This is a genomic window from Leucobacter faecis, from assembly GCF_054456695.2.
Map to the genome: position 1 here is coordinate 1 of NZ_JBTJER020000009.1, position 14,133 is coordinate 14,133.

The following is a 14,133-nucleotide window of genomic DNA, read 5'->3' on the forward strand; positions in this document are numbered from 1 at the left end:
TGTTTACCGCAAGCTAATTCAGCCGGCCCGCTCTGCGGCCCGGCTTCGTTGCGGCGACAAGAGATAACATTACGCAGATTAGCCCCCACGGTCAAGCCAGGCCCGAGCATCGGCGTGTCGCCTTGATCCCCGGGCCCAATCCCCTGCGCTTAGTAGGCGGGACGCTTGGCTATCGCGAGTTCGATCAGCTCGGTGATGAGCTCCGTGTAGCCGAGCCCCGATTCCTGCCACAGACGCGGGTACATAGAGATGGGGGTAAACCCGGGCAGCGTATTGATCTCATTCAGTACTGGGCCGTCTTCGGTCAGGAAGAAATCGATCCGGGAAAGACCTGCGCACTGAGCCACCTCAAAGGAACGAACGGCCGCCGCGCGAATCGCCTCGTATTCAGCGTCGGTCACCCGTGCCGGCAGCTCGAGCTCAATGCCCGCAGCGCCCAGGTACTTGGCTTCGAAGTCGTAGAACTCGCGGCCAGTGAACACGATCTCGCCGATCACTGAACTGGTGCGTGGGCGTGCCCCGTCGCGGCCTTCGAGCACCGCGATCTCGACCTCCCGCCCCGTCACACCCGACTCAATAAGCACGGTGCGATCCTCAGCGAAAGCCACTTCTAGCGCCGCCGCGATCTCGCCTGGCTCAGTAACTCGGCTCACACCCACCGAAGAACCTGCCCGCGCAGGCTTGACGAACAACGGGTAACTGAGACCCTCGTCGAGACGCGTAACGACAGACGCGTCGCGTTCGACCTCGTCAAGTGTCACGGTGCGCCAGGGGGCAACAGCAATGCCCGCCGCGGCGAGCACCGTCTTCACCGCGTGCTTGTCCATGCATAGCGCCGAGCCCAGCACCCCACTGCCCACATAGGGCATGTCGACAAGATCGAGCATGCCCTGCACCGTGCCGTCTTCACCGTAGGGCCCGTGAAGCATGGGCAGCACAGCGTCAACATGACCGAGCGTCTGCAGTGATCCGTCTTCAAAGATCACCGTCATGGCACGGGTGTCGAGCGATGCAGGCCACAGCACACGCGTGCCGTTATCGGTCACCTCGGGCAGCGCGCCGGCTTCGAGTGCATACGAAGCGAGGTCTTCCTCTTGCATCAGCACCGTCGCACCGCGCTTCGTTAGCCCCACGAGAACCACATCGAAGAGCGTACGATCAATCGCGCGCAGCACGCCGGCCGCGGTCACACAGCTGATGCCGTGTTCGCTCGATCGGCCACCAAACAGCAGCACCACACGGCGCTTAGACGCTGCCTGAGTCTCAGTCGAATCGCTCACTAGTGAGTTCCCTTCATACGGTTGACGAGCCGCTGCCAGCGACCCGGTGTCTGCTGGCCGAGCTTGAGCTCGGGCTGCGGCACGCTGTCTTCTGTCGCGAGGTGCGGTCCAAGATTCTTTGGCGCCATCGTGCCCTCGAGCACCATGCGCACCTGCTCGACAATGGGCATCACGATGTCGCGTTCGTGGGCGAGCTCGAGTACGGGCGCCGCGGAGGTGATTCCCTCGGCCACCTGATTCATCTGCTCGCGGGTCTCCTCCTGCGAGTACCCCTGGCCGATGAGCCGGCCGGCAGTGTTGTTGCGTGACAGCGGTGACTGGCACGTTGCGATGAGGTCGCCGAGGCCGGCGAGACCCGACATCGTTGCTGCGTCGGCGCCCGAAGCGATCGCAAATTCGGTCATCTCGGCGAGCCCGCGGGTGATGATCGCGGCCTTCGTGTTCTCGCCGTAACCCACACCATCGACAATGCCAATCGCGAGCGCAATCAAATTCTTGAGCACGCCGCCCAGCTCTGTGCCCACGACGTCGGTGTTCACATAGGTGCGAAAGTACGGCGCCGATGCTGCGGTCGCAATCTCCTGCGCGACCGAGAGATCAGCGCACGAGGCCACCGCGCCCGTGGGCTGCTCTTTGGCGATCTCGAGAGCAATATTCGGGCCAGATACGACCGCAATTCGATCCGGATCAAGATCGAGCGTGTCACTGATGACCTGAGACATGCGCATGGTGGTCGTCTTCTCGACGCCCTTCACCAGGCTCACCAGCACGCTGCGGCCGTCAAGGAACGGCTCGAGATCGAGCAGGTTTTGCCGCATCGTCTGGCTTGGCACCGCAAGAAACACGAGGCGTGCACCCCGCAGCGCCTCTGCGAGGTCGCTTGTCGCCTTGAGTGATTTGGGCAGGTTGATGCCGGGCAGGTACTGGCTATTGCGCTTGGCTACCTGGATCTCGTTTGCGACCTCGGGGCGCCTCGCCCACATGGTGACATCGCAGCCTGCGTCGCTGAGTACCTTCGCAAAGGTCGTGCCCCAGCTGCCCGATCCGATCACGGCGACCTTGCGACCGCGGTTACGCGCGGCGCGTTTGGCCACCACTGGATTCGGCTTTGTTGTCAAAATCGCCCCGTCTCGCTTTGCTGATGCTTATTTGGGTCCCAGCGTTCGGTGGGAGGTGTTTCGTCACGGAGCCCCGCGAGCAGCGCGGTGATCGCGTTCATCAGCTCGGTCGTTGCCGCGTTGACGGTCTTCTGGTCGATGGTGCCCGCGAGGTATTTGCTCAGATCGAGCGGCTCGCCGACTGCGACATGAATGGTTTTGCGCGGAAACGGGTGAATCTTCTTGCCGTATCGCGGCATCAGATTCTGTGTACCCCAGTGGGCGACGGGGATCAACGGGATGCCCGACTCGAGTGCGAGCCGCACCGCACCGCTCTTGCCGCGCATGGGCCACAGGTCTGGGTCGCGCGTGAGTGTGCCCTCGGGGTACACAATGACGCCCGAGTCGTTCTTGATCAGCGCACCTGCCCCGCCCATCGCACCGCCGCGACCGGATGCGCGCGCGGCGCCCTCGCGTTCAACGGGCACCTGCCCCGAGGCGCGCAGCAACCAGCCAAATACGGGTACCTTGAACAGGCTGGCCTTGGCCATGAAGCGGGGAAGACGGCCCAGGTGCCAGACCGCGGCGCCCATCGCGACGGGGTCGATCTCGCTGTAGTGGTTGGGCGCCAAAATGAAAGGGCCCGTCTGCGGCAGCTTCGACTGCGGCGTAAACCGGTACCGCACCATGAGCGACCACGCGGGCAGCGTGACACCCGCGAGTACCCAGAAGACTGATGGCCTTCGCTTTTCAGCTGAGGGCCGGCTGCGCAGCTTCACCGTTTCAAACATATTTCAATTATCGTGCACGAGCGCGCGCCGGTGCTGCATGCGTTCCCGGCGCGCGCGTCGCAACTAGCCCTCGTAGACGAAATCCGCGCCGAGCAGGCGCAACTTCTCGATGAAGTTCTCGTAGCCGCGGGAGATGATGCCAAGGTTCGTTACCTTGGTCTGTCCCTCGGCCGTGAGACCAGCGATGAGGTAACTAAACCCACCGCGCAGGTCGGGCACCTGAATCTCTGCCCCCTTCAACGGGGTCGGACCAGAAATCACGGCTGCCTGTTCAAACTCGCGCCGCTTCACGCGACGAGCGCCGTCGTGTAGCCCATCCTTGAACACCTCGATGTTGGCGCCCATCTGGTTGAGCGCATCGGTGAATCCAAAGCGGTTCTCGTAGACCGTCTCGTGAATCGTCGACACGCCCTCCGCCTGGGTCAGGGCAACCACGAGGGGCTGCTGCCAGTCGGTCATGAAGCCGGGGTGCACGTCGGTCTCAATGCGCACGGGCTTCAAATCGCCGCCCGGGTGCCAGAACCGAATACCGTCGTCGTGCACATCGAAGTCGCCGCCGACCTTACGGAAGACGTTGAGGAAGGTCATCATCTCTTCCTGCTGCGCGCCGCCCACAAACACGTCGCCGCGCGTAGCGAGCGCGGCAGAAGCCCAGCTCGCTGCTTCATTGCGGTCAAACAGCGCACGGTGGTCGTACCCGCGCAGCTCCTCGACGCCCTCGATGAAAATCACGCGGTTCGGCTCAACCGTGATGATCGCACCCATTTTCTGCAGAATGCAAATCAGGTCGATGATCTCGGGTTCGATGGCCGCGTTACGCAGCTCGGTCTGCCCCTTTGCGAGCACGCTCGTCAGCAGCACCTGCTCGGTCGCACCGACCGAGGGGTAAGGCAGCTCAATGTTTGCGCCGTGCAGCCCGTCGGGCGCCGTGAGGCTGATGCCGCTCGGCAGCTTCTCGACGACCGCACCAAACTTGCGCAGCGCCTCAAGGTGAAAATCGATGGGGCGATCGCCGATCCGGCAGCCGCCAAGATCGGGGATGAAAGCCTCGCCGAGCCTGTGCAGCAGCGGGCCGCAGAACAGGATCGGAATGCGTGACGAGCCAGCGTGTGCGTCGATGTCGGCGTGGTGTGCCTGCTCGACGTTCGATGGATCGAGGCGCCATTCGCCCCCGTCAGTGCCGCGCGTAATCTGCACACCGTGCAGCGCGAGCAGGCCCGCCACGACACGAATATCAGACACATTGGGCACGTTACGAAGCACACTCGCGCTCGTACCGAGCAGCGCCGCCACCATTGCCTTGGGGGCGAGGTTCTTCGCTCCTCGCACCTCGATGCGGCCCTTCAGCGGCCGCCCACCGTTGATGAGAATCTCATCAGAGGTGAGACCTACCCGGGCGCCCGCTTTCTGGGCGTCCATCTTTAGGCCTTCGGTTTCGTTGTCAGTCACGCGGCCTCCACCGGGGTTGTCGTCGGCATCCACTTCGGGCGGCGGCTCTCAAATTCTGAGATCGCGCCCTCATTGCGAAGCGTCAGAGAAATGTCGTCGAGCCCCTCTAGCAGGCGCCAGCGAGTGTACTCGTCGACCTGGAACGGCACGGAAAGATCTCCTGCCGTCACCGTGCAGTCTTCAAGACTGACGGTCAGTTTCATACCCGGATCGGCATCGATCGCGGCCCATAGCTTTTCTACGTCGGCCTCGGTGACCTCTGCGGCAAGCAGGCCTTGCTTGCCCGAGTTGCCACGGAAGATGTCTGCAAAGCGCGGCGAGATCACGACCTTGAACCCGTAGTCACGCAGCGCCCACACGGCGTGCTCACGCGACGATCCGGTACCGAAGTCGGGGCCGGCCACGAGAATCTCTGCCCCAGCGAACTGGGGCTGGTTGAGCACAAAGCTCTCGTCCTGGCGCCAGTGATAGAACAAAGCGTCATCAAAACCGGTCTTGGTGACGCGCTTCAAGAACACCGCGGGGATGATCTGGTCGGTGTCGACGTTGGAGCGCTTCAGCGGTACGGCAACGCCGGTCTGAGTCGTAAACTTTTCCATAGCCTTAGGCTCCAATCTTCTCGTCGGTAACTGACTGGGTGGCTGCGCTATTGGCTGCGGCGTCTGCCTGCAGGTCCCAGGGGCTCGACAGCGTACCCCTGATGGCGGTTGCGGCAGCAACGAGCGGCGACACGAGATGCGTGCGGCCCCCCTTGCCCTGGCGTCCCTCGAAGTTACGGTTCGAGGTCGACGCGCAGCGCTCCCCCGGCTCGAGCTGGTCGGGGTTCATGCCAAGGCACATTGAGCAGCCGGCAAAACGCCACTCGCCACCAAACTCCTCGACGATCTTGTCGATCCCCTCGGCCTCGGCTTCAAGTCGCACGCGGGCGGAGCCGGGCACCACCATGAGGCGTACGCCCTCTGCCTTCTTCTTGCCCTTGATGATCTCAGCGAACTCGCGCAGGTCATCGAGACGGCTGTTGGTGCACGAGCCCATAAACACGGCGTCGACGGGAATCTGCTTCATCGGCGTACCCGCGACGAGGTCCATGTACTCGAGCGCCCGCTCTGCCGCGGCGCGCTCGTTCGGGTCGGCAATCTGCGCCGGATCCGGCACATTCTCGCTCAGCAGCACGCCCTGGCCCGGGTTCGTGCCCCAGGTGACAAACGGCTCGAGCTCACTCGCGTCGATAAAGATCTCTTTATCGAACACGGCACCTTCGTCGGTGGGCAGTGTCTTCCAGTATTCGACCGCCGCGTCCCAGTCAGCGCCCTTGGGGGCGTGGTCGCGGCCCTTCACGTACTCGAACGTGGTCTCGTCTGGCGCGACCATACCTGCGCGCGCGCCCGCTTCGATCGACATGTTGCACATCGTCATGCGGCCATCCATCGACAGCGCGCGAATGGCCGAGCCGCGGTACTCGAGCACGTAGCCCTGGCCGCCACCGGTGCCAATCTTTGCGATCACGGCGAGAATAATGTCTTTCGCCGTGACGCCAGGGCGTAGCTCGCCCTCGACGTTAATCGCCATCGTCTTGAACGGCTTGAGCGGCAGAGTCTGGGTCGCCATGACGTGCTCGACCTCGCTCGTGCCGATACCGAACGCGAGTGCGCCAAACGCGCCGTGAGTCGAGGTGTGGCTATCGCCGCACACGACCGTGATGCCGGGCATAGAAAGTCCCAGCTGCGGACCCACCACGTGCACGATGCCCTGCTCTTTGTCACCGAGCGGGTGCGCGCGCACACCAAACTCTTTGACGTTGTTGCGCAGGGTCTCAATCTGCAGCCGGCTCGTCGGGTCTTCGATCTGCTTTGTGATGTTGAGGGTCGGAGTGTTGTGATCCTCGGTTGCGATCATCAGGTCGACGCGCCTCAGCGGGCGATCTGCCACCCGCAGGCCGTCGAAAGCCTGCGGGCTCGTAACCTCGTGAATCAGGTGCAGATCAATGTAGATCAGATCGGGCTGACCGCCTTCACCCTTCACGACGACGTGGTCATCCCACAGCTTCTCAGCGAGGGTGCGGGGGGCAGTCGTTGCCCCCATGGTCTGAACGTTTTGCTCACTCATGCGTGTCTAATCTTTCGGTTGGTGCGTTTCTTCTAACGCTGCGCTGCGCGAAATTATTTCGGCCCCGTTGCGCGGTGATATCGGCCATGAGAGAACTCCGCGACGGGTGACCGAATGGGTTAGGCCCCGTCGCGGCAGTGAAGAAGCACGAGCCACGATCGCATGGTTAGGAGTCTAGCACCGGGTGCATTCGGAGACGGTCAGGCTAGCCTTCGTCTGTCGCTTGCGTGTCGCTGTGCTTATCGCCTTGCGTTTCTGCGGCACCGAAATGCAGCCGCTCGCCACGAGCCTTCGCGTCGCGGCTCGCCTTCACAACGCTGGCAATCGTCGCGATGCCCATCGCACCCAGAATCACGCCCAGTGACATCCAGGTACTAATGTCGGGCACCCACAAGACGGGCTCGCCGCCGTTAATAAACGGCACGTCATTCTCGTGCAGCGCATGGAACACGAGCTTCACGCCAATGAACGCGAGAATGAAGGCGATGCCGTACTTGAGGTACACGAGGCGCTCAAGCAGGCCGCCGAGCAAGAAGTAGAGCTGGCGCAGCCCCATCAACGCAAACACGTTTGCGGTGAACACAATGAACGGGCTCTGCGTAATACCGAAGATCGCGGGAATCGAGTCAAGCGCAAACAGCAGGTCGGTAGTGCCCAGCGACACGAGCACGAGAAAGAAAGGGGTCCACATGCGCTTGCCATCGACGGTGGTGCGCAGCTTGCCCCCGTCGTACTCGTCGGTGATGGGCATGACCTTCTTGGCCTGACGAACCACCCAGCTATCGCCACCGTGGTCATCGCCACCGGGCTTGACCTGCTGCCAGGCCGTCCAAATCAGCCACGCGCCGAAGATAAAGAAGACCCAGATGAAGCGTTCGATCAGTGCGGCGCCAGCCAAGATAAACAGGCCCCTAAACACCAGCGCAAGCACAATACCGATCATCAGGGCACGCTGCTGGTAGGCGCTCGGCACTTTGAATGCCGCAAGAATCAGCACAAAAACGAACAGGTTGTCGATCGACAGGCTGTACTCGGTAAGCCAACCAGCGAGAAACTCTGAGCCGTGTTGTACGTCTCCAATAATGAACATCGCACCCGCGAACACGAGGGCCAGCAGCACGTAGAACCCGACCCACAGGCTGGCCTCGCGCATAGAGGGAACGTGCGGACGGCGCACAATGAGCAGCAGGTCGACGAGCAAGATGCCCACGAGCACGATCATTGAACCGATCTCGAACCAGAGCGGTAGAACTGAAGTCACTTGGAGTGTTACTTTCTCTCGGTGTGGGTACGCCACATACCGAAAGTCTCTCCCCCGGCCAGGTCGCGGCTCGATCGCGGGCCTCGTGGCCCACGCAAGATCCGGATCAGGCCGTGCCCACACCGGCAGTGCGATCGGCGCGCTGCGTATTGACGACGTGAGCAAAGACGGGATACTCCCCTTCGCGTCGCCCAGTATACGCCGCGGGGCTAGTGAGCCGCAGTGTTTTAAGAATTTTTTGGCGTGGCGCGCGATATGCTGTGACGCATCTTTTCACCACGATTCCATGGGAGACCACGTGAACCGCAATCAGCAGGCGTCAATTGAACGCAGCGCCCAGCGCGGGCCCGGGCCCGCCTCGCGCACCCTCGCCGGCTTCATTTTTGCCAGCCGATGGCTTCAAGCACCGCTCTACCTTGGCTTGATCATCGCGCAGGCAATCTATGTCGTGCTGTTCTTTGTTGAGCTCTGGCATCTGCTCGAGAACGTGGTCCTCTCTGGCAAGATCTCTGAGACGGAAGTCATGCTCAGCGTGCTCGCGCTCATTGACATCGTGATGATCGCAAACCTGCTCATCATGGTGATCATTGGCGGCTACGAGACCTTCGTCTCGAAGATTCGGGTCAGTGGGCACCATGACGAACCCGACTGGTTGTCACACGTCAACGCGAACCTGCTCAAGGTCAAGCTCGCAATTTCGATCATCTCAATCTCGTCGATTCACCTGCTCAAGACGTTTATTGAGGTGGGACGCATGGACGACGGCGTAGTGCTCGCGGCCGACGGTCGCGTGCTCTACTCGTCGACCGGCGTCTTCTGGGAGGTCATGATTCACCTCGCATTTATCGTTTCGGCGCTTGCACTCGCGTGGATCGACAAGATGAGCCACCACGGTGACGGGGGCCACAGTGACCAGGTCACGGCCGCTGCCGTCGAATCCGAGCTGATGGGGCAACCGACCACGACCGTCACGGAGTCGGCTAAGCCCGGCGAAGCAGTCGACGGTTTCGTGACGGTAAGGCTCCCGGCAGGTGCGAAACTCCCCGAGGGCGCCGAAATCGTGTCTGAGACCAAGAACCGCTAAGCTGGTTCTCGGCCGATGAAAATCGGCCGCACGCGCGAGTGGCGGAATTGGCAGACGCGCTGGATTTAGGTTCCAGTGTCTTCGGACGTGGGGGTTCAAGTCCCCCCTCGCGCACACGTTGAAAACAAAGGGCAGTAGCTTCACGGAGCTACTGCCCTTTCGCGTTGCTGCACCCTACTTTGCACCCTGCATCTGCGGAGCGCGGGGGCTGCCGCTCTCCGGTCGCGTCGGCTTCGCCGCTACTCCTACCAAACCCAGCAAACCGGCGGCTCCACCCCCCCCTCGCCCCACCGTCTCCACCCATAATTCTGCGCGACGTGCCCCCACCACCCGTCATTCCGCGCGACGGAGGACACGTGGAATCCAAGGCCGGTGCGTGGCTCGGGCTAATGTTGTACATATGCGGCACATCGATGAGGACACTCCTAGACAACAATGCGGCGACCCACAACAGGCTCGACAAGGTTCCAAGAAGAAGCTGATTACTTTAGCAGTAGCTTCAGGAGCCCTCCTCGCCATCGGAGGCATCGCTGCCGCGGCATTCGCATTTGTCGAATCGGTGAGAGCAGAACAAGCAGAGCAGACACGGGTCGCCAACGTACTTCGAGCGCACGAGTTCAACGATTTGGCCAGAAGTTGTGAGATCTCATACAGCACCTTCGAGGTAATGGACGACGGTGAATCGGTCAGATTTGCATCAGCCGGACTCCTCGGACCAGAATCTGCGGCACTGAAGGACGTCTATTGTTTCCTCGATGAGCTCGACGCCACCGAAGCGTTAATCAGCAAGCTCGAAGCCACGAGAGCGTTAGACGGCAATCGCGAGGAAGTCTGGTCAGATTTTCAAGCCTCATGGACTTATCACCCTAACGACGGGCTCACCATCCTCATAGAACGAACAGACATTCCTGACGCAGCAGAGCACTAAACGTGAACGTTCAACAGCAACCCCCCCAGGTGTCCTACCGTGATCATTAGCGCGGAACTTTCCTCGTATCGGCGCAGCCCCCACTCAGTCAGGTCCTCTGCGTCCAAGTTTGCTCGTTAACTCGTGGTCGCGCGATTGACCGTTTAGGAAGTGGTCGCCACATCGATCGAACTCGCTGCTGGTCGGTAGCTCCTCGCGGAGAAGTCGCTCGTCTCCCATGCTCCATGCACTCACACCACAGCGGTTGCGAAGAGCCAAGAGCCGAAGCGACGTGAAGCTGTGAGCTGACCTCGACAAGTAGATTCTCGAGGTCAGGACGCAGGACAAGATGGCCGAGTTTTCTATTCGAGTACAGGGCGGTACTACGTCATGGTAGCAATCTTGCGCTTTGGGTCTCGACTAGTTTCTACCTCGTGCCTAAGAAGTGTCAGCCGAAGTAGAGAACGGCGCTCCACACCGGTCACCATGTACAGTTCTTGTCTATTCTTCTAGACCTGGTAATGCGGTCGCCGTTCTGCCTGCTCTGCAGCATGCTTCCGAAGCGCAGATAGCACTGCTCCACGAATGATTGCCCACAGAACCCACAGGGTGATGATCACACCAAACAACCAGAAAGCAATTTGTCCGATGAGCGCAATGATGAAGTCGTTCATAGAATGACACTATCCTCCGCCCGTCGCACTCCGGCCGAGGATCATGCGGCTCGCACTTACGATGTGGCGTCGACATGGGATTGACGAACAAGCTCACATCTTCGCCCGAGTATTTTATGCACGCGGGATGACGTGGGCGACGCCCCACCTGTCATTCTGCGCGACGTAGGGAACGCAGATTCCAGGGACTGCGCTCGGCGCAAACCCGCCGGGTCACATAGTGTGGCCCCGCTCGAGAGCGGGGCCACATGCGCTCACACTTGGGGGGATGGCGAGCACTCGCTCAGCCTACGTCAGCTCAGGTGTTCATGTGTCAGGTCTGGTACCAAACCTTCACCCGGTAGGCTCTCGCTCGCCTGACACGACTGACACGTCTGCGGCTTGGGCTGGGGCTGGGGCTGGGGCTGGGGCGCGATCTTGATCCGGGATTGCAATTGAACGAATACGGTCGGTGAGATACGACAGCACTGTGGCGGTCGTGACGCCGATCACCAGCACTCCACCGACCATGAGACCGATCGCGATGACGCGACCGAGCAGCGTGACAGGCGCGTAGTCGCCGTAGCCTACGGTCGAGATCGTGACGAACCCCCACCACACGGCATCTTCGAAGTTCACGATCGTCGCGCCCGGTGCACCCTTCTCAACCGCCCACACGAAGTACGAGTTCACGTACACGTAGATGAATGCGAAGAGCACGGTAATGAGCCCGTATCTGACACGCATGCGCGTGGCGTTCGCGCCCGCAAACACCGGCATGCGCCAGATCGTGACCAGAATCAAGAAGGGCCGAAACGCAGGCAGCACGATGCTCAGCAGGTCGAGCCCGCGGGTCGCAAAGAACTGACGCACGTGGCCGCGCGCGAGGTACATACGAATGAAATAGTCGGCCACAAACCACACCCACAGCACGACGACCGTGGCGGCCCCAAGCTCCCGCAAACGCGGTTCAGGGTGCGGGTCGACCCAACTCATGGTGAAGCACGCGAAGAAGACGAGCGATCCCGCAAACAGCGGCCACGCGGTGCGCCGCTCCCAGCGCTGCACGCGCGCGAGACCGTTGGGCCAGGTAACAGCTGTGTCAGGCATGGGTCAACTCTATTGGTTCTACACAAACGCACCGGAGGGGCGCGCGATCTGCGCCACCCCGCGCAACAGCGCTGCCGACACTACGCCGCTCGAAGCAGGCGAGGTGGCGAGCGGCTTGTTCGTGATCGAGAAGTCGTACTCCCCCGCGGCGCCCGTGGCCGTGATGCGGTGGCTCGTGAGCTCTGCGGTCGGGTCTGCGACCAGCCGCACCCGCACCGTGTCCCACAGCCCAGTTGCCGCGGCCAACGCTACGCCCACGTTGAGCGACGCCGGAAACCGCGCGATCGCGTCTTGCACGCTGCCCTCAAACAGCGTGAAGGCCCCCTCTGCGTCACGCAGCCGCTCTGCCTCCGCCACGGTCATCCACGGCTGCACGAGCGTGCGGGCACGCTTCGTTGAGGTGAGCGTGACGGCCTCGAGCCCGCCGTCGCGAGCGGCGGCCCCCAAGAGGTCGAGCCCGCCAATCGCGCCGGCCGTGAGATAGCAGCGGCCCGGGCCTTTCTCGATGAGCCGGGCCCGCAGATCCGGATCAGCGAGCGCCCCCAGCGACGCGGGCAATAACGCGACACCGGCCGCAATGATCTGCGGCCCCGCCACGCGCAGCGCCTCGCCGGTCGCGCACTCGACGATCAGGTCGCTCTCTGCGAGCGCCTCTGTGAGATGCAGGGGCCGGATCCCGGCAGCCCAGGCGCTCGCGGGCGTGCGCACGATCGCCCCCACGAGCGTCACGCCGGGGATCTCGGCGCGCGCGATGGCCCCTGCCACGCGCGCGCCGATCGCCCCGTAACCCAACACCGAGACGCGAAGATCCTGAGCTGTCATACCCCCAGCCTAGGCTGCTTCGTGAGTCGTCTCGTTCGTCGAGCTCCCAGTACGTTAGGCGACGTCTTCGTCCACCCAGTCCATCGACTTGGTGACCGCCTTGCGCCACAGCCGCAGCTCGCGGTCGCGGTCCTCTGCCACCATCGCGGGTTCCCAGCGGCGCTCCTCTTGCCAGTTCGCGCGCAGGTCGTCGAGACCGCTCCAGAAGCCGACCGCAAGACCTGCGGCATAAGCGGCGCCGAGTGCCGTCGTCTCGGCCACGACCGGGCGCACCACGGGCACACCCAGCACGTCTGCCTGAAACTGCATCAGCGCGTCATTTGCGACCATGCCGCCATCGACCTTGAGCTCGGTGAGTTCGACGCCCGCGTCGGCGTTGACCGCGTCGAGCACGTCGCGGGTCTGAAACGCGACCGCTTCGAGCGCGGCGCGCGCGATATGGCCCTTGTTGACGTAGCGGGTGAGCCCAACGATCGCGCCGCGGGCGTCGGGTCGCCAGTACGGCGCGAAGAGCCCCGAGAATGCGGGCACGAAGTACACGCCGCCGTTGTTCTCGACCGAGCTTGCGAGCTGCTCGACCTCAGGTGCGCTGTCGATAATGCCGAGCTGGTCGCGCAACCACTGAATCAGCGACCCGGTGACGGCGATCGAACCCTCGAGCGCGTAATGCGTGGGACCGTCGCCGAGCTTGAACCCGACGGTCGTGAGCAGCCCGTTCTTTGAGTGCACAATCTCTTCACCGGTGTTGAAGATCAAGAAGCAGCCGGTGCCGTAAGTGTTCTTGCTCTCGCCCGAACGAAACGCGGCCTGCCCGAACGTGGCCGCCTGCTGGTCACCGAGAATGCCCGCGATGGGTGTCTCGCGCAAGAGCGACGTGTCTTCGGCGTGACCATACACCTCAGACGATGATTTGATCTCGGGCAGCATCGAACGCGGCACACCAAACGCCTCGAGAATATCGTCGCGCCACGTAAGCGTGGCGAGGTCCATGAACAGGGTGCGCGACGCGTTCGTCACGTCGGTGACGTGCACGCCGCCGTCGACACCGCCCGTGAGGTTCCACACTACCCAGCTGTCGGTGGTGCCAAACATGAGGTGGCCCGCATCGGCCGCCTCGCGGGCACCCTCAACATTTTCAAGAATCCACGCCACCTTGGTGCCCGAGAAGTACGTGGCGAGTGGCAACCCCACGATCTCCTTGAATCGTTCGACGCCACCGTCTGCCGCCAGGCGGTCGACGATCGCCTGGGTACGTGTGTCTTGCCACACGATCGCGTTGTACACCGGCTTGCCCGTGCGACGGTCCCACACCACAGCGGTCTCGCGCTGGTTGGTGATGCCGATCGCCTCGATGTCGTGTCGGGTGATGCCTGCGCGGCCGAGCGCGACGCCAATCACTTCTTGCACGTTCTGCCAGATCTCGACTGCGTCGTGTTCGACCCAGCCGGGCTGCGGCATGATCTGCTCGTGTTCTTTTTGCCCCACGGCAATCACGTTGCCGCTGCGGTCGAAGATCATCGCGCGCGACGATGTGGTGCCCTGATCAATTGAAATAACGTATTCAGCCACGATG

The 14,133-nt window shown here is 62.3% G+C and carries 13 protein-coding genes and 1 tRNA gene; 3 read left to right on the plus strand and 11 right to left on the minus strand.

Translation table 11 applies throughout. From position 1 onward, the window contains the following. Window positions 1-149 precede the first annotated feature (149 nt). The 7 genes from ACXR2W_RS10525 to ACXR2W_RS10555 form a co-directional block, all read right to left on the minus strand. Window positions 150-1,280, minus strand: a complete 1,131-nt coding sequence (locus ACXR2W_RS10525; protein ID WP_458815804.1) for a D-alanine--D-alanine ligase family protein — start codon at window positions 1,278-1,280, stop codon at window positions 150-152. Then, complete coding sequence (locus ACXR2W_RS10530; RefSeq protein WP_458815802.1) at window positions 1,280-2,377, minus strand: NAD(P)H-dependent glycerol-3-phosphate dehydrogenase; 1,098 nt, start codon at window positions 2,375-2,377, stop codon at window positions 1,280-1,282. Before ACXR2W_RS10530 ends, ACXR2W_RS10525 begins: the two co-directional genes overlap by 1 nt. Window positions 2,378-2,394: 17 nt before the next feature. After that, entirely contained in the window at window positions 2,395-3,168 is a 774-nt protein-coding gene (locus ACXR2W_RS10535) for a lysophospholipid acyltransferase family protein (RefSeq protein WP_458815800.1), read from the minus strand. Between the two features lie 63 nt (window positions 3,169-3,231). Further along, on the minus strand, window positions 3,232-4,587 hold the full coding sequence (gene murA, locus ACXR2W_RS10540; protein WP_458815814.1) for a UDP-N-acetylglucosamine 1-carboxyvinyltransferase: 1,356 nt from the start codon (window positions 4,585-4,587) through the stop codon (window positions 3,232-3,234). Between the two features lie 26 nt (window positions 4,588-4,613). Next, window positions 4,614-5,216, minus strand: coding sequence for a 3-isopropylmalate dehydratase small subunit (gene leuD, locus ACXR2W_RS10545; RefSeq protein WP_458815798.1), 603 nt, complete (start codon window positions 5,214-5,216; stop codon window positions 4,614-4,616). Window positions 5,217-5,220: 4 nt separating this feature from the next. After that, window positions 5,221-6,699 carry a 3-isopropylmalate dehydratase large subunit gene (gene leuC / locus ACXR2W_RS10550; RefSeq protein WP_458815812.1) on the minus strand — a complete coding sequence of 493 codons (1,479 nt, stop codon included), beginning with the start codon at window positions 6,697-6,699 and terminating at the stop codon, window positions 5,221-5,223. A 229-nt stretch (window positions 6,700-6,928) separates the two neighbouring features. Further along, on the minus strand, window positions 6,929-7,984 hold the full coding sequence (locus ACXR2W_RS10555) for a TerC family protein (protein WP_458815796.1): 1,056 nt from the start codon (window positions 7,982-7,984) through the stop codon (window positions 6,929-6,931). A gap of 298 nt (window positions 7,985-8,282) precedes the next feature. Between ACXR2W_RS10555 and ACXR2W_RS10560 the strand changes: the two genes are divergently transcribed. The 3 genes from ACXR2W_RS10560 to ACXR2W_RS10570 all read left to right on the plus strand — a co-directional run bounded on the left by ACXR2W_RS10560 (window position 8,283) and on the right by ACXR2W_RS10570 (window position 9,996). After that, complete coding sequence (locus tag ACXR2W_RS10560) at window positions 8,283-9,068, plus strand: TIGR00645 family protein (protein WP_458815794.1); 786 nt, start codon at window positions 8,283-8,285, stop codon at window positions 9,066-9,068. A 32-nt stretch (window positions 9,069-9,100) separates the two neighbouring features. Then, a tRNA-Leu gene (locus ACXR2W_RS10565) sits at window positions 9,101-9,182 on the plus strand. A gap of 286 nt (window positions 9,183-9,468) precedes the next feature. Further along, window positions 9,469-9,996: a hypothetical protein gene (locus ACXR2W_RS10570; RefSeq protein ID WP_458815792.1), complete on the plus strand. Its 528-nt coding sequence runs from the start codon at window positions 9,469-9,471 to the stop codon at window positions 9,994-9,996. A gap of 488 nt (window positions 9,997-10,484) precedes the next feature. On the opposite strand, the gene ACXR2W_RS10575 is transcribed toward ACXR2W_RS10570, so the two are convergent. The 4 genes from ACXR2W_RS10575 to glpK all read right to left on the minus strand — a co-directional run bounded on the left by ACXR2W_RS10575 (window position 10,485) and on the right by glpK (window position 14,129). After that, window positions 10,485-10,649, minus strand: a complete 165-nt coding sequence (locus tag ACXR2W_RS10575) for a hypothetical protein (RefSeq protein WP_458815790.1) — start codon at window positions 10,647-10,649, stop codon at window positions 10,485-10,487. 333 nt (window positions 10,650-10,982) lie between these two features. Next, complete coding sequence (locus ACXR2W_RS10580; RefSeq protein ID WP_458815788.1) at window positions 10,983-11,738, minus strand: potassium channel family protein; 756 nt, start codon at window positions 11,736-11,738, stop codon at window positions 10,983-10,985. Between the two features lie 18 nt (window positions 11,739-11,756). Beyond that, complete coding sequence (locus ACXR2W_RS10585) at window positions 11,757-12,560, minus strand: aspartate dehydrogenase domain-containing protein (RefSeq protein ID WP_489948848.1); 804 nt, start codon at window positions 12,558-12,560, stop codon at window positions 11,757-11,759. A 54-nt stretch (window positions 12,561-12,614) separates the two neighbouring features. Further along, a complete protein-coding gene (gene glpK, locus ACXR2W_RS10590; RefSeq protein ID WP_458815784.1) occupies window positions 12,615-14,129 on the minus strand; it encodes a glycerol kinase GlpK in 1,515 nt (504 codons plus the stop codon). Window positions 14,130-14,133 lie beyond the last annotated feature (4 nt).

What these genes read in the sequence shown, in the direction of transcription:
- ACXR2W_RS10585 (WP_489948848.1), bottom strand. Translation starts at nt 12,560, where the DNA reads ATGACAGCTCAGGATCTTCGCGTCTCGGTGTTGGGTTACGGGGCGATC.
- murA (WP_458815814.1), bottom strand. Translation starts at nt 4,587, where the DNA reads ATGGACGCCCAGAAAGCGGGCGCCCGGGTAGGTCTCACCTCTGATGAG.
- leuC (WP_458815812.1), bottom strand. Translation starts at nt 6,699, where the DNA reads ATGGGGGCAACGACTGCCCCCCGCACCCTCGCTGAGAAGCTGTGGGAT.
- ACXR2W_RS10535 (WP_458815800.1), bottom strand. Translation starts at nt 3,168, where the DNA reads ATGTTTGAAACGGTGAAGCTGCGCAGCCGGCCCTCAGCTGAAAAGCGA.
- ACXR2W_RS10570 (WP_458815792.1), top strand. Translation starts at nt 9,469, where the DNA reads ATGCGGCACATCGATGAGGACACTCCTAGACAACAATGCGGCGACCCA.
- ACXR2W_RS10580 (WP_458815788.1), bottom strand. Translation starts at nt 11,738, where the DNA reads ATGCCTGACACAGCTGTTACCTGGCCCAACGGTCTCGCGCGCGTGCAG.
- ACXR2W_RS10575 (WP_458815790.1), bottom strand. Translation starts at nt 10,649, where the DNA reads ATGAACGACTTCATCATTGCGCTCATCGGACAAATTGCTTTCTGGTTG.
- leuD (WP_458815798.1), bottom strand. Translation starts at nt 5,216, where the DNA reads ATGGAAAAGTTTACGACTCAGACCGGCGTTGCCGTACCGCTGAAGCGC.